General features: G+C 60.8%; 16 protein-coding genes. 4 read left to right on the top strand and 12 right to left on the bottom strand.

The window, feature by feature from the left end; genetic code table 11:
• The gene (locus RF819_RS10115) at positions 1-414 is read right to left on the bottom strand and encodes a pilin (protein WP_078366884.1); all 414 of its coding nucleotides are present in this window, start codon (positions 412-414) and stop codon (positions 1-3) included.
• A gap of 350 nt (positions 415-764) precedes the next feature.
• Here RF819_RS10115 and RF819_RS10110 point away from each other — a divergent pair, with 350 nt between their 5' ends.
• Positions 765-1,223, top strand: coding sequence for a MaoC family dehydratase (locus tag RF819_RS10110; protein ID WP_078364871.1), 459 nt, complete (start codon positions 765-767; stop codon positions 1,221-1,223).
• Here RF819_RS10110 and RF819_RS10105 read toward each other — a convergent pair.
• Genes RF819_RS10105 through purB form a run of 3 tightly spaced genes read right to left on the bottom strand, consistent with a single transcriptional unit; the run spans position 1,168 to position 3,986 of the window.
• Positions 1,168-1,977 (bottom strand): enoyl-CoA hydratase, encoded by an 810-nt coding sequence (locus tag RF819_RS10105; RefSeq protein WP_078364870.1) that lies wholly within the window; start codon positions 1,975-1,977, stop codon positions 1,168-1,170. The two genes, RF819_RS10110 and RF819_RS10105, sit on opposite strands and share 56 nt — an antisense overlap.
• 56 nt (positions 1,978-2,033) lie before the next feature.
• Complete coding sequence (locus tag RF819_RS10100) at positions 2,034-2,594, bottom strand: YaeQ family protein (RefSeq protein WP_078364869.1); 561 nt, start codon at positions 2,592-2,594, stop codon at positions 2,034-2,036.
• Between the two features lie 12 nt (positions 2,595-2,606).
• A complete protein-coding gene (purB, locus tag RF819_RS10095) occupies positions 2,607-3,986 on the bottom strand; it encodes an adenylosuccinate lyase (protein ID WP_078364868.1) in 1,380 nt (459 codons plus the stop codon).
• Between the two features lie 144 nt (positions 3,987-4,130).
• Here purB and RF819_RS10090 point away from each other — a divergent pair, with 144 nt between their 5' ends.
• Complete coding sequence (locus RF819_RS10090; protein WP_078364867.1) at positions 4,131-4,745, top strand: glutathione S-transferase C-terminal domain-containing protein; 615 nt, start codon at positions 4,131-4,133, stop codon at positions 4,743-4,745.
• Positions 4,746-4,852: 107 nt separating this feature from the next.
• Here RF819_RS10090 and RF819_RS10085 read toward each other — a convergent pair whose 3' ends face one another.
• From RF819_RS10085 to RF819_RS10050, 8 genes are all read right to left on the bottom strand, one after another.
• A complete protein-coding gene (locus RF819_RS10085) occupies positions 4,853-5,311 on the bottom strand; it encodes a nuclear transport factor 2 family protein (protein ID WP_078364866.1) in 459 nt (152 codons plus the stop codon).
• Complete coding sequence (locus RF819_RS10080; RefSeq protein ID WP_078364865.1) at positions 5,308-6,087, bottom strand: SDR family NAD(P)-dependent oxidoreductase; 780 nt, start codon at positions 6,085-6,087, stop codon at positions 5,308-5,310. The genes RF819_RS10085 and RF819_RS10080 overlap by 4 nt, the downstream gene beginning before the upstream one ends.
• A gap of 72 nt (positions 6,088-6,159) precedes the next feature.
• On the bottom strand, positions 6,160-6,699 hold the full coding sequence (locus RF819_RS10075) for a DUF3833 domain-containing protein (RefSeq protein ID WP_078364864.1): 540 nt from the start codon (positions 6,697-6,699) through the stop codon (positions 6,160-6,162).
• Positions 6,696-7,982 (bottom strand): MFS transporter, encoded by a 1,287-nt coding sequence (locus RF819_RS10070; RefSeq protein ID WP_078364863.1) that lies wholly within the window; start codon positions 7,980-7,982, stop codon positions 6,696-6,698. Before RF819_RS10070 ends, RF819_RS10075 begins: the two co-directional genes overlap by 4 nt.
• Positions 7,983-8,352: 370 nt before the next feature.
• Positions 8,353-9,594 (bottom strand): SAM-dependent methyltransferase, encoded by a 1,242-nt coding sequence (locus RF819_RS10065; RefSeq protein WP_078364862.1) that lies wholly within the window; start codon positions 9,592-9,594, stop codon positions 8,353-8,355.
• Positions 9,595-9,605: 11 nt separating this feature from the next.
• A complete protein-coding gene (locus RF819_RS10060; protein WP_078364861.1) occupies positions 9,606-10,394 on the bottom strand; it encodes a DUF1365 domain-containing protein in 789 nt (262 codons plus the stop codon).
• A gap of 73 nt (positions 10,395-10,467) precedes the next feature.
• Complete coding sequence (locus tag RF819_RS10055; protein WP_078364860.1) at positions 10,468-11,760, bottom strand: NAD(P)/FAD-dependent oxidoreductase; 1,293 nt, start codon at positions 11,758-11,760, stop codon at positions 10,468-10,470.
• Between the two features lie 163 nt (positions 11,761-11,923).
• Positions 11,924-12,616 carry a YggS family pyridoxal phosphate-dependent enzyme gene (locus RF819_RS10050; RefSeq protein WP_078364859.1) on the bottom strand — a complete coding sequence of 231 codons (693 nt, stop codon included), beginning with the start codon at positions 12,614-12,616 and terminating at the stop codon, positions 11,924-11,926.
• Between the two features lie 36 nt (positions 12,617-12,652).
• On the opposite strand from RF819_RS10050, the gene RF819_RS10045 reads away from it, so the two are divergent.
• Complete coding sequence (locus tag RF819_RS10045; protein WP_078364858.1) at positions 12,653-13,696, top strand: type IV pilus twitching motility protein PilT; 1,044 nt, start codon at positions 12,653-12,655, stop codon at positions 13,694-13,696.
• 130 nt (positions 13,697-13,826) lie between these two features.
• Positions 13,827-14,963 carry a PilT/PilU family type 4a pilus ATPase gene (locus RF819_RS10040; protein WP_078364857.1) on the top strand — a complete coding sequence of 379 codons (1,137 nt, stop codon included), beginning with the start codon at positions 13,827-13,829 and terminating at the stop codon, positions 14,961-14,963.
• Positions 14,964-14,979 lie beyond the last annotated feature (16 nt).

Genomic DNA, 14,979 nt, shown 5'->3' with positions numbered 1-14,979 from the left:
TTACTTGCAAGAAGCTGGCAGCCATTTCGGGGTTCCAGAACCTGCGCATTTCCATTCAGTAATTTGGCTTGACACCAATGTGGGTGTTAAAGTGACGATCAAGTCGTTTGCTGCAACGATTTGCCCGGACACAGTAATAACCCCAGTAGTGTCGCCAACACTAAGACCCTTCGCATACTTGGTAGCGACGAATCCATCTCCACATGCAGCCGACAGACCGCTCAGTCCATTGGATTGGACAACCTCACTCACACATGTGCGGGCTGCACTAGCCGCTAAGACAACTTCAGATGCCTTGGCGCGGTTGGTGTAATCCTGATAAGCTGGCAAGGCCACAGCCGCCAAAATACCGATGATTGCAACCACAATCATCAATTCGATCAGGGTAAAACCCTGTTGCATAGAACGCTTCATGACTAGCTCCTTGAGGTGAAGAAAAAGAAAACGGTAACCCTGCCCAGTCAGCAGCTTCCGTGCCAGGGATGTTAGCGGGCTTGGGGTGGCTTTCCAAGCGACTTTTTGGCCAAGTGCGCGTAATAAGTCCTCAAAATGCCAAGCCATTTTTGTCACTTTGCGCGCTCTGTCTGACAATTTTTGTCACCTCATTGAGGTGTGAAACATGTTTGTGGAGGTGCATAGGTTTGCCAGGCCTTGTGTGAACCCATCATCAAGCCTATTGAAGCAATGACCTGGGTCGACGGACGATGCACATCTGATTGGCATGGCATGACAATCTGCGAATCCCAATACAAGGATCCTCCACCATGAACGAACAAAACGGTTACGACATTGAAGACCTGCATGTGGGCATGACCGCCACATTGGCCAAAACCATCACCGAGGCTGACATTCTGCTGTTCTCAGCGGTGTCCACCGATGTGAACACCTTGCATCTGAATGAGGAGTACGCCGCCAGTACACCGTTCAAGGGGCGTATTGCCCACGGCATGTTGTCGGCCAGTCTGATCTCGGCCGTGCTGGCCAACCGTCTGCCCGGCCCTGGCACGATTTATCTGGCGCAGAACCTGACATTTCTGGCGCCGGTGCGCCCGGGTGACACGGTGCAAGCCACCGTGACCGTGCTGGAGATGGGTGACAAGGGTCGGGTCACGCTGCAAACCACCTGCCGCGTCAAAGACGTGGTGGTGATCGACGGCCAGGCCCAGGTCAAGATTGGCTCGTCGGCTCGGCGCGCTGCCAGTTTGGCGGCCGCTTCTCGATAAACGCCTGCACCCCTTCGAGCGCGCTGTTGTCCATCATGTTGCAGGCCATGGTTTGGGCAGCGTCCAGGTAGGCGGCTTCGATGCCGTTTTCCAGCTGGCGGTAAAACAGGCTTTTGCCAAGCGTGATCGCAGCGCGGGGTTTGGCCAGGATGTTATCGACCAGGCGGGCCAACTCTGCGTCTAGCCGGTCCGGCTCGGCCACGCGGTTGACTAAGCCTTCTGCCAGGGCTTTCTGGGCGTTGATGAATTCACCGGTGACCAGCATCTCGAACGCCGCCTTGCGCCCCAGGTTGCGCGACAGGGCGACACCGGGGGTGCTGCAAAACAGGCCCAGATTGACACCACTCACCGCAAAGCGAGCGTTGCTGGCCGCCACCGCCAGGTCACACATCGCCACCAGCTGGCAACCCGCCGCCGTGGCCACACCCTGCACCCGGGCGATCACTGGCACCGGGAACTTCTGGATGCTCATCATCAGCCTGGCGCATTGTTTGAACAGCGCCTGGTAGTAACTGTCTGAGGGTTGGGCGCACATCTCGCGCAGGTCGTGCCCGGCACAAAAGGCTTTGCCAGCGGCGGCAATCACCACCACAGACACGCTGTCATCGGTGGCCAGGACATCCAACTCGTGTTGCAAGGCAGACATCAGCGCCTCGGACAAGGCGTTGAAGGCGTCTGGACGGTTTAATGTCAGGGTAACCAGGCCACGGGGTTCGCGGCTGGTAAGTACAAGCGGGGAATCAGAGGTGGTCATGGCAGAGGCAGCAGTAGAAGGTGCCCCTTTGTATCAAGAACCTGGTCTTGACGCCACTATTTCCAGCGCAGCGGCTCGATGTCGATGGTGTGTTGTCCGTCACCCAACATCAACACACCTTCCTGGATCGTGGCTTGCAAACTCATGCTGCGCTGTGCCAGCGGCACCAAAGCCTGGGCGGTGCTGCTGGGGATACGCCAGACCTGCAGCTTGTCAAGCCGGGTGAGTTTGCTCTCGATGCCTTTCCACCAGATGTCGGCGGCCTGGCCAAAGGCGTACAGAACGACAGCATCGGCTTTGTTGCAGGCTTTGGAGAGTGGTTTGTCTTCGGGTTGACCAACCTCAATCCACAGTCGCGTTAACCCGGTGAAATCGCGCAGCCAGACGTCGGGCTCATCCGGATCACTCAGACCCGCGCCAAAAGCCAGTGTGCCGTCACCCCCACAGACACTTTGCAATTGGTGGGCCTGCAACGCCAGCGCACACAGACGCACCATCATGCGTTCATCGGTTTCGCTGGGGTGGCGCGCCAGGGTCAGGGTCTGGTCGGCGTAATAACTGTGGTCAATGTCAGCAATCTGTAGGCTGGCTTTGAAAATGGTGGATTTGGTGGCCATCAGGGGGCGGCTTTACACGCGTTGGGCCAACTCGGCAGCCTTGCCGGTGTAGCTGCCCGGCGTCATGGCCAGCAATCGGGTTTTTTCGGACTCAGGAATCGCCAGATTGCTGATGAAACCTTGCATCAGCTCACGTGTCATCGGGGCACCACGTGTGAATTCCTTGAGCTGCTCGTACGGCTCGGGCAGGCCAAAACGACGCATCACGGTCTGGATCGGCTCGGCCAGCACTTCCCACGAGGCATCCAGATCTGCAGCGATGGCCGCTTCGTTGATCTCCAGCTTGCCCAGGCCGGTGGCCAGTGACTGGTAGGCCAGCACGGTGTACCCGAGCGCCACACCCATGTTGCGCAGCACCGTGCTATCGGTCAGGTCGCGTTGAAAGCGGCTGATCGGCAGTTTTTCGGACAGATGGCGTAACACCGCGTTGGCCAGGCCCAGGTTGCCCTCGGCGTTCTCAAAATCAATCGGGTTGACCTTGTGCGGCATGGTGGAGGATCCCACCTCGCCCTTCTTGAGCTTTTGTTTGAAGTAGCCATGCGAGACATAACCCCACACATCACGCGACCAGTCGATCAAGATGGTGTTGGTTCGCGCGATGGCATCAAACAGCTCGGCCATGTAGTCGTGTGGTTCGATCTGGATGCTGTAGGGTTGGAATGTGAGGCCCAGGCCGAGCGGCTCGGGGCTTTCGATCACCTTGCGGCTGAAGGCCTCCCAGTCAAACTCGGGCCAGGCCGACAGGTGGGCGTTGTAGTTGCCCACCGCACCGTTCATCTTGGCCAGTAGCTGGACGCGGGCGATTTTGTCGCGCGCCGACACCAGGCGCACCACCACGTTGGCGACTTCCTTGCCAACCGTGGTCGGACTGGCGGTCTGGCCGTGGGTGCGGCTGAGCATGGGCACGGCGGCAAAGTCGTGTGCCATTTCGCGTAATTTGTTGATGATGCCGTCCAAGGCAGGCAGCAGCACCTGGTCACGTCCGGTTTTGAGTTGCAAGGCGTGGCTGGTGTTGTTGATGTCTTCGCTGGTGCAGCCAAAGTGCACAAATTCCTGCGCGGCCAGCAGTTCCGGGCGGGCCTCGAACTTGGCCTTGATCCAGTATTCGACCGCTTTCACATCGTGGTTGGTGGTTTTCTCGATGTCCTTGATCGCCAGACCGTCGGTGGCCGAGAAGTTCTTCACCAGACTGAGCAAGTAGGTGCGTGCACCTGGTGACAGCGGCTTGAACTCGGCAAAGCCGCAGTCGCTCAGGGCGATGAACCAGGCGACTTCAACCTGCACCCGGCGGTGCATGTAGCCTAACTCGCTCATGGCGGGGCGCAGTTTGGCAAGTTTGGCGGCGTAGCGGCCGTCCAGCGGCGAGAGGGCGGAGATGGCGTGGGTACTCATGGACAAGATTGTAGGGGCGCCCTGTGCCGTTGGTGCTGGCTGGATCAGCGGGCAGGGCCATGGCCCTGCCTGTCAGCTCAGATTCATCTCCACGGATAAAATCCGGCCAAACAACCACGATCACTGATCACCTGCCACATGCCCATGAAACTCATCGGATCCAATACCAGCCCCTACGTTCGTAAGGTGCGCATCGTCATGGCCGAGAAAAAACTCGACTACGACTACGTGTTGGAGGACGTGTGGAGCGCTGGGACCGAGATCGCCAAGTCCAACCCGCTGGGCAAGGTGCCCTGCCTGGTGCTGGAGAACGGCGATGTGATTTTTGACTCGCGTGTGATCGTCGAGTACTTTGACACCCTCTCTCCGGTCGGCAAGCTGATTCCCGCCGTGGGCCGTGAGCGCGCTGAAGTCAAAACCTGGGAGGCCCTGGCCGATGGTTTGCTGGACGCCGCCATTCTTGCGCGGTTGGAAGCCGCCTGGGGCGGGCGCACCAAGGCACAGCGCAGCCAGGCGTGGATCGACCGGCAGCTCGACAAGGTCAATGCCGCGTTACAAGCCATGAGCAAGGGTCTGGGCGACAAAGCCTATTACACCGGCACCCACCCGGGCCTGGCCGACATCGCGGTGGGTGTGGCGCTGGGTTACCTGGACTTTCGCTTTGCCGAGATCAACTGGCGCGAGGCGCACCCCAACCTGCACAAGCTCTACGACAAGCTGGCGCAGCGCCCCAGCTTCATCGACACCCAGCCTGCTTGAATTGACCCGCTCAACGTCACCCCCAGTGGCGTTGTTGAATGGAATGTCTGCGCCGACGCGCCTAGTTAGAGCGGCTTTGAGCCGGTCCGCTACCAGTCAGACACCCATTAGGAATTAGCGCGGCGTTTGAGCCAGCGCATCAGGCCACCCAGCACGGGCAATTTCTCGTACAGCTCTTCGGCGGCGTCCCAGTAGTCGCGGTGTTGGGTGATCAGCCCGGCCTCATCAAGCACCAGGTGGGTTGCACCCAGAATGGTCTGGGTCTGGCCGGTCTTGAACCCCTTGAAGCCAAACCTGAACTCCCAGGTCAGAAAACACTGCTGGCCTTGCAGCATCTGGTGGGTCACCACAAAACGTGGTTGCTCCAGTTGCACAAACATGTGGGCAAAGATGTGCTGGATGGCCGGGATGCCCACCACCTCATTGAACGGGTCTTTAAAACGGGCTTGCGGGTGGTAAAACTCACCCAGGCGGTTGAGGTTGTGTGGCGACACGGCTTCAAAAAACTGCACCATGCGTGCCATTTGGGCACGGTGGTCCGGGGTTGATGGGGTGGAATCGCTCATTGCGTGACCTTTTGAACCAGGTTGAAGTAGACACGGTACGGCAGCAGGCGCAGCAGCTTGAGCCACAGTGTGAACCGTTTGGGAAAGTGGATCTCGAACCGCCCCTTGGCCCAGCCCTGCAGAATCGCCCGTGCCGCCTGATCGGGGCTCAAAAGTGCGGGCATCTTGAAGTTGTTCTGTGCGGTCAGCGGTGTCTCGACAAACCCCGGGTTGATGATCGACACCCCCAGGCCCAGCGGGTGCAGGTCCAGGTACAGCGCTTCGGCCAGGTTGATCAGCGCTGCCTTGGTTGGCCCATAGGCCAGGCTGTTGGGCAAGCCACCGTAACCCGCCACACTGCCGACCAGGCTGACATGGCCCTGGCCACGCGCGCGCAGGGCGGGCAAGACCGCATCGAGAAGGTACAGCGCACCCAGGTAATTGACCTCGACATGACGCTGCATGTTGGCCGCGTCCAGCGCGTCGGCGCGCATCGGCTCGTAATGGCCGGCGCAGTACATCACACCGTCAAGCGGGCTTTGGGCCAGCAGGCTGGCTGTCGCCTGTTGCACCGCCGCCTGATCGGTGGCGTCCAGCGGCAAGGCCTGGCACAGCGGGTGGGCTTGCGCCAGCGCCTGCAAGGCCTGAGCCTTGCGCGCCGACACCACCACCCGCGCACCCTGGGCCAGCAAGGCGCGCGCGGTGGCCGCACCAATGCCGCTGCTGGCGCCCACAATCCAGACGGTTTTGCCTTGCCAGTCGGTCAGAGGCGGGTTCAGGGGGCAGAGTAGGGACATGGATTGCTTCTATAAGAATAGCTACATGCCCTTATCAATAAAGGGCTAGAGGCCAATTTTTCTTGTAAGGTGTTAAACCGGTTGTTTGGTGAACGCCAGCGTGACTTCGCCCAGGCGCAGACCAAACTTGCGCATCGTCGCCTTGTTGAGCATCACGGTGTCGGTCATCAAATACATCCAGTCGTCAAACTGCACCTCGTAGACGGTGCCGTCCACCGGCAGCGAGAGGGTGTAGGTCCAGTGGAAGGCATTGCCACGGGTCTGGCCGCTGGCCTCGCCCACCACGTCGTCGGCGCGACCGGTGTAGCGGCCATCGGGCAGCTGGGTCAGGCGCCAGATGCGTTTTTGTGTGCTGCCGTCGGAGTAAGTGAAAGACTCGTCGAGCACACCCTCGTTGCCACTCCAGCTGCACACCATCAGCACGGTGAAGCGTTTGACTACCGCACCGGATCGGTCGGTGAAGAGGCCGTAGGCCGTCAGGGTGCCGTTGAAGTAGCTGCGCAAATCCAGCACCGGGGTCTGGCTGGCGTAACTCTCGATGTCTTGGGAGGCGCAGCCACTCAAGGCCAGGCCAGCGGCGGCGCTGGCAGAGAGGAGCAATCGTCTTTTCATGGTCTCTTTCGGATGAGGAGGAGGTAGAGCAGGCCAGCGGCCAGCGTTTTGAGCAGGCAGGGCAACACGCAGTAGGCCAGGGTCAGGGTGCGCAAGGCTTCGGGGTCGGTGGCGCCGGGGGTGTAGCCCAGCAGGCCCAGCGCGGGCAGTGCCAGCCCGGCGGCCAGGGCCAGGTTGAGCTTGCTGGCAAAGGCCCACCAGCCAAAGTAGGCACCCTCCAACTGCTGCTGGTCACCATTACGCTGGATGACCCCGGCGAGCAGGGCGGCAGGCAGCGCCAGGTCGGTGCCCAGCGCCACGCCCGAGAGCGCGCACACGACCACAAATTCGGCCACATCCCCCGCGCCCAGACCTGCCGCAAAGGCAAACACCCCAATCGCCAGCAACATGCCCAGGCCCCAGGTGCGCGCCAGACCCAAGCGAGCCACCACTTTGAGCCACAGCGGGATGCTCAGCGCGGCGCAGACAAAATAACTGCCCAGAAACAGCGGCTCGGCACTGGCTGGTGCCTGCAACCGGTCCTGCACAAAAAACAGCAGCAGGGTGGCGGGGATGGCGCTGGCAATGCCATTGACCATGAACACAGCCATCAGCTGCCTGAATCGGGCCCGGCGCCAGGGCAGCCACAAGCGGCCAGCGGCAGGCTGGTAGATCAGCACACCACTGGCCTGCGGCCGGGGCCCGCTGCGCCAGGCCAGCCAGCCCCCCACACTCACTACCAACAAGATAGCGGCTGTGGCAGGCAAACCAAGGGCTACCGGCGAAATCGATGCAATGACCACACCCAGCAGCCCGAGCCCCTCGCGCCAGGCCACCACACGGCTGCGGTAGAGCGCATCCCCACCTAGGCGTGCGCCCCAGGCCTGGTGCAGGATGGTTAACGCGCTGAACGCGGTGGTGGTCAGCAGCAGCGTGGCACCAAGCCACAGCAGCAACTGGCTGGGGCTGTGGTGCAGTGCTGCGGGTGGGAAAAACAGCACGGCAAACCCGCCGCACAACAGCACGGCAGCCAGGGCCGCCCAGCGTAGCACCCGGGCTGGTGCAGCTTGTGCCGCGTGATCGTGCTCGTGCAGGCCATCGGCCCAGCGCCCCAGCAGTGGGTCGATCAGGGTGTCAAACAGGCGCACGGCCACCAACACCGCACCCAGTGTGGCCAGCGGCACACCAAAACTGCGGGCGTAGTGGTTGGGCAGCAGCACATACAGCGGCAGCGCCACAAAAGCCAGCGGCAGGCCCATCAGGCCGTAGCGCCAGCCTTGTTGCCAGGTGAGTGGGGGGGTCATGGTGTGTGGCCCGGCTTGACGGCGTGATCAAGCGAGCTGTACCGCTGATGTCCTGCGTTCTTGGTGGCAGTGGGCGAGGTACGGCGGGCCACCTCAGACGCGCTGCGCTTTGCGACATCGGTGTCCCGCCCTACCCCACCCGCTGCGGTGAGTCTTTGGGTTCGCGAGCGTTCAACAGCCGGATTCCTGAAAGCTGGATGTTCCAAGTCCTTCTCAGGCGAGGCGGGGCAAGGCCGTGGGCCGATGTCGCAAAGCGCAGCGCGTCTGAGGCCTGCGGCCTGCCCCCGCTTCGCCGACCACACCGGTTGGTATGTCATGGCATGGCTCCGGACTTCCATAGACCATGCGTTGTCACGGACGTCGTCCCGGATCAATCCGCACGCTTGCGCAACGTGTACTGCAGCACGTCAATGTTGTTTTCCAGAAACGCGGCCTCGCAGTAGGCCAGGTAAAACTCCCAGATGTGCATGAAGCGTTCGTCAAAGCCATTGGCCAGCACCTCGACACGGCGGCTCAGGAAGGCGTCGCGCCAGCGTTTGAGGGTTTCGCCATAGTCGTGGCCAAAGGCGTATTCGTCCACCACTTCCAACCCTGCCGCTGCCGCCTGGGCGCGGAACTCACGTGGGCACGGCAGGCAGCCGCCCGGAAAGATGTACTGCTGGATGAAGTCGGTGGAGTTCACATAGCGGTCAAACAAGGCGTCGTCGATCACGATGCTCTGCACACAGGCGCGCCCGCCGGGTTTGAGCAACTTGGCCAGCGTGGCAAAGTAGGTGGGCCAGTACTCGCGCCCCACGGCTTCAATCATTTCGATCGAGCAGATCGCATCAAACGGTGCGTCGTTGATGTCGCGGTAGTCCTGCAGCCGCAGATCGGCTTGCTGGCCCACATCCAGGCGCGCCATGCGGTTCTGGGCAAAGGCCAGTTGCTCGGTGCTGAGCGTCACGCCGGTGATGTGGGCGCCAAATTCGGTGGTGGCTTTTTCTGCCAGCGCGCCCCAGCCGCAGCCAATTTCCAACACCCGGTCGCCAGCCTTCACCCCGGCCATGCTGAGCGCGCGGCGCACCTTGGTATCTTGGGCCTGGGCCATGGGCTGGGTGATGTCGCCGCCAAAAATGGCGGCTGAGTAGTTCATGGTGTCGTCCAGCCAGAGCTTGTAAAAGGCATTGCCCAGGTCGTAGTGGGCGTGGATGTTTTTCTGGCTGTTGGCCTTGGTGTTGCGGTGCATCAGGTGTTTGATGCGGTACAGCAGCCGACCCAGCCAGGTGCCGTAGATCACACCTTCGACCTCGGTGCGGTTTTTGATCAGCACGCGCAGCAACTCGGTCAGGTTCGGTGTGCTCCAGTCACCGGCGATGAAACTCTCGGCAAAACCGATGTCGCCCGACTTGAGTGCGGCACTAAACGGCGTCCAGTTGTGCAACACCAGGGTGGCATGTGGCAGGGTCTGCTGGCCAAAACGCTGCATGCTGCCGTCGGGCAACCGGACGGTGAGGCTGCCATGCTGCAGTTTTTGCAGCAGCTTGAAAACCGTGCGTGCGGGCCTGGGGCAGTTTTGGGGTAGAACAAAGACGCTCGCCCGACTGGTCGTGCTGCTGTGGGTGGAGTGCATGGCGGGTGACCTCAACGGGTGGTGAAGTGAACGGGCGGTGGGGGCTTGCGAAAGAACGGCACCTTTTTGACAAACAGCTTGAGCGCGTGCCAGTGGATGCGAAAAGCGATGCCAAAGGTCATCATCGGGTAGCCCAGCAGGGCGCGCCGGGCCGATTGGGCGGTCAAGGGCTCCAAAACACCGCCCACGCTGGTTTCGATCAGCGGGCCAGCAGCATCGTCAAAGTCGATGCGCGCCACGGTGCGTTGGAAGTCGGGCGTGATCATGAAACGAAAGCGGTAAGCACCCTCCACCGGGCAAAACGGCGACACATGGAACACCTTGGCCGCGCGCAACTCCTGGCCGAAGCTTGGGCTGTCCAGCAAATAACAATGCCGCTCACCAAAGGTGTTGTTGACCTCGGCCACGATGGCCCGCAGGCTGCCATCCGGCCGGTGGCAGTACCAGAAACTCACCGGCTTGAAGGTAAAGCCCAGCACCCGCGGGTAGGCATGGAGCCAGACCTCACCGGTGGCATCCCCAATGCCTTCACCCGCCAGCAGTTCGTCGAGCCAAGCCAGCGCGCCGCCTCGGTCCGCAGCCCGGCCATCACCGTGGTCCGTGTCATAAAAACTCAGCGGTGCCCAGTGGTTGCGTGCCAGCGCACCCGAGCCATGGGCCTGCAGGCTGCGCATCGGCAGCATCAGGAAATAGGTCGGGTAATGGAAGTCGTGGTGTATTGGTTTCAGGCGAGTGTGGCGCACCTGGCCAAAACCGATCAACGGCTGCAGCGGGGCGGGGTTGGGGGGGGACACACTCATGCCTTGGTTGAGCTGATTTTGAAGAAAGTCATAGCAGAAGGTGCTTGATTCATAAGGGCTGGGGGCCTGTTTGTCATGTGGTCGACAAGTTGGTGAGGCGCTGCGCCACCTCCAGCCCGGACTTCAGACCGTCTTCGTGGAAGCCATACCCCGTCCAGGCGCCGCAGAAGTAGGTGTGTTGCTGGCCTTGTAGGGCAGGCACCTGGGCTTGGGCACGGATCGCGTGCAGGTCAAACACCGGGTGCGCGTAGTCAAACTCACCGTGGATGCTGGCCGGGTCAATCGGTTTCACCGGGTTGAGCGACACCAGCACTGGCTGGCTGAACGGCAGCGGCTGCAGGCGGTTGAGCAGGTAATGCAGGCAGACCCGCGCATCACGTTGCACCGCACCTTGGGTGCTGGCACTCTCAAAGTTCCAGGACGCCCAGGCCAGCTTGTTGCGCGGCAGAACCGACGCATCGGTATGCAACACCGCCCGGTTGGACTGGTAACGGATGCTGGCCAGCGTGTTTTGTTCGGCCTGACTCGGCTGCGCCAGCAGCGCCAGTGCCTGGTCCGAATGGCAGGCCAGCACCACCTTGTCAAAACGCTCGGTCTGCCCGTTGCTAGTGATGCTGACCCCGTCAGCGTCCCGAGCAATACGCTGCACCGGTGTGTTCAGGCGTTTGTCGCTGATGTGAGCAAGGATCTTGTCGACGTAATGGCGTGCGCCGCCCTGCACCGTCCACCACTGCGGGCGATGGCTGACCTGGATCAGACCGTGGTTGTGGCAGAAGCGGACCATGGTGGCCACCGGGAACTGCAGCATCTGTTGGGTCGGGCAGCTCCAGATGCAGCCCAGCATCGGCAGCAGGTACCAGTCGCGGAACTCGTCGGAGAACTGTTCCTGGCGCAAAAAGTCCGCCAGCGGCTGCATCAGCTCGGAGTCCACGCCCTGCAGCGCCAGTTCGGTGGTCAGCCGGTTAAAGCGCAGCAAGTCGCGCAGCATGCGCCAAAAACGTGGGTTGAGCAGGTTGCGGCGCTGGGCAAACACCGTGTTGAGCGAGGAGCCGCTCCACTCCAGCGCTGCACCCCCGGCCTGTCCCGGCACCTGGACCGAAAACGACATGTCGGATTGGGTGGTGGGCACCTGCAGTTCGGCCAACAAGCGGATCAGGTTCGGGTAGGTGCGCTCATTGAACACCAGGAAACCGGTGTCCACGCCGTAAGTTTGTGGCCCCTGCGGTGTCGGCAGGGTGATGTCGACCGTGTGGGTGTGGCCGCCAAAATAGCTGTCGGCTTCAAACAGGCTGATTTCGGCTTGGCCGCGCAGGGTGTGGGCAGCAGCCAGACCGGCAATACCGGAGCCAACGATGGCGATTTTCATAAGGGGCGAGTTGAGTAAAAACGGATACGTTACTTTGTGACTAATTGGTAATTTAGCACATTCACTCGTTTTTCGCTGGCCTTCTTCACGCTGACCTTGCTAATGCAGGCCTGGCCGCTCCCAATGTTTGAACCGGCCCTGGACCAGGCTCGGTCAAGCCCCGTCAGGCCGGGTAATGACGCGCGCCAAAAATCGCCGAACCCACCCGCACCAGGGTGCTGCCCGAGGCCACGGCGGCTTCCAGGTCGGCGCTCATGCCCATGGACAAGGTGTCGAGCTTTAGGCCTGAGTTACTTAAAGCATCAAACAGCTCTCTAGCCCTTGTGAATAAAGCACATTCAGCTTCAAAATCAGGAGCTGGATCGGGAATACACATCAGGCCGCGCAGACGCAGGCGCGGCAGCTGGGCCACCGCCTGGGCCAGTGCCAGGACCTCTTGCGGGGCCACGCCGGACTTGGTCGGGCCACCGTCGACATTGACCTGGAGACACACCTGCAACGGTGCCAGATGGGCCGGGCGCTGTTCACTCAGACGCTGGGCGATCTTGAGCCGGTCCACCGTGTGCACCCAGTCAAAATGTTCGGCCACCAGCCGACTCTTGTTGCTCTGGATCGGACCGATGCAGTGCCACACCAGGGGCAACTCGCGCAGCTCGGTGATTTTCTGCACCGCTTCCTGGATGTAGTTTTCACCAAACCAGGTTTGCCCGGCGGCATACGCGGCCCGGACGGCATCGGCACCAAAGGTTTTGGAAACCGCCAAAAGTGTGACGGAATCGACAGGTCGGCCAGCACTTTGGCAGGCAGCTTGCAGGCGCGAGTGCACTGCGGCCAGTTGTAATGGAATCGTGGTCATAATTGCTTTAGCGTAACAAACAATCCCGGGGGTTTTGTGGATATCACCCAATTGCTGGCATTCAGCGTCAAAAACAAGGCATCCGACCTGCATCTGTCGGCAGGTTTGCCGCCGATGATCCGCGTCCATGGGGATGTGCGCCGCCTCAATGTGGATGCGCTGGACCACAAACAGGTGCACGCCATGGTCTACGACATCATGAACGACGCCCAGCGCAAACACTACGAGGCGTTTCTCGAGATTGACTTCTCGTTCGAGATCGAAGGCCTGGCGCGTTTTCGGGTCAACGCCTTCAACCAGAACCGGGGCTGTGGTGCGGTGTTTCGGACCATTCCGAGCAAGATCCTGACACTGGAGCAGCTCAACTGCCCGAAGATTTTTGCTGACCTGGCCCTCAAACCGCGTGGCCTGGTGCTGGTGACCGGGCCGACCGGCTCTGGCAAATCGACCACGCTGGCGGCCATGGTCAATTACCTCAACGAAAACGAGTTTGGCCACATCCTCACCGTCGAAGACCCGATCGAGTTTGTGCACGAGTCCAAAAAGTGCCTGATCAACCAGCGCGAGGTCGGCCCCCACACCCAGAGTTTTGCCGCCGCGCTGCGCTCCGCCCTGCGTGAAGACCCGGACGCGATCCTGGTCGGTGAAATGCGTGACCTGGAAACCATCCGCCTGGCTATGACAGCGGCCGAAACCGGCCACCTGGTGTTTGGCACCTTGCACACCAGCAGCGCTGCCAAAACCATCGACCGGGTCATTGACGTGTTCCCGGCCGAAGAAAAGGAAATGGTGCGCGCCATGTTGTCCGAGTCGTTGCAGGCGGTGATCTCGCAGACCCTGTGCAAAACCAAGGACGGCCAGGGCCGCATCGCCGCACACGAGATCATGCTGGGCACCAGCGCCATCCGCAACCTGATCCGTGAAGGTAAGGTGGCGCAGATGTACTCGAGCATCCAGACCGGCAACAGCGTCGGCATGCAGACGCTCGACCAGAACCTGACTGACCTGGTGCGGCGCAATGTCATCAGCGCCGCTGAGGCCCGCACCAAGGCGAAAATTCCCGAAAACTTCCCCGGCTAGATGTGTCACCCCCCGGCTTGCCCACTTGTAGGGGGCAATGCCGGTGGCCCGACAAAGCCGGCTCCACGGTATTTCTGGCTCTATTGGGCTAACTCGTAGACTGACTCAGTTTGAACAAGGAGGTGTTCTGATGGAACGCGATCAAGCCACGACATTTATCACCGACCTGCTCAAACTCATGATTGGGCGCGGCGGCAGTGACCTGTTCCTGACCGCCGAACTGCCTCCGACCATCAAGGTGGATGGCAAGGTGACCAAGGTGTCGCCGCAGCCATTGAACGGCACCCACACCATTGCGCTGGCGCGTTCCGTCATGAATGACCGCCAGATGGCCGAGTTCGAGCGCACCAAGGAGTGCAATTTTGCGATCTCGCCGCCCGGTCTGGGGCGCTTTCGGGTCAATGCCTTCATGCAGCAGGGCAAGGTGGGCATGGTGATGCGTACGATCCCGAGTGTGCTGCCCACCATCGACGGCATGAAACTGCCGCCGGTGCTCAAGGAGATTGTCAACGCCAAGCGCGGCCTGTGTATTTTGGTGGGTGCCACCGGCTCCGGTAAAACCACCACGCTGGCGGCGATGGTGGACTGGCGCAACTCGACCACCTATGGCCACATCATCACGGTGGAAGACCCGATTGAGTTTGTGCACGCCCACAAGAACTGTGTGGTGACCCAGCGTGAGGTCGGCATCGACACCGACAGCTGGGGCGCGGCCTTGAAAAACACCTTGCGCCAGGCGCCCGATGTGATTCTGATGGGTGAAATCCGCGACCGAGAAACCATGGAGTTGGCAATTGCTTTTGCCGAAACCGGTCACATGTGCCTGGCCACCTTGCACGCCAACAGCACCAACCAGGCGATCGACCGGGTCATCAACTTCTTCCCGGAAGAACGTCGTCAGCAGGTGCTGATGGATCTGTCGCTCAACCTCAAGGCCATGGTGTCACAACGCCTGATCGTCAAGCCCGACGGCAAGGGTCGCACCGCGGTGGTCGAGATCATGATCAACTCACCCTTGATTTCCGACCTGATCTTCAAGGGCGAGGTTGCCGAGATCAAGGAGATCATGAAAAAAAGCACCGAGCTGGGCATGCAGACCTTTGACCAGTCGCTGTTCAAGGCTTACGAAGAAGGTGGCATCAGCTACGAAGACGCCTTGCGCAACGCCGATTCGGTCAACGACCTGCGGCTACAAATCAAGCTCAACAGCAAACGCAGCAAGAGCAGCAACCTCGCCGCTGGCACCGAAAACATCACCATCACCTGACATTCTTGAAAGATCC

This window comes from Rhodoferax fermentans (genome assembly GCF_002017865.1).
Lineage (GTDB): Bacteria > Pseudomonadota > Gammaproteobacteria > Burkholderiales > Burkholderiaceae_C > Rhodoferax > Rhodoferax fermentans.
This window is presented reverse-complemented; position numbering and strand designations above follow the sequence as displayed.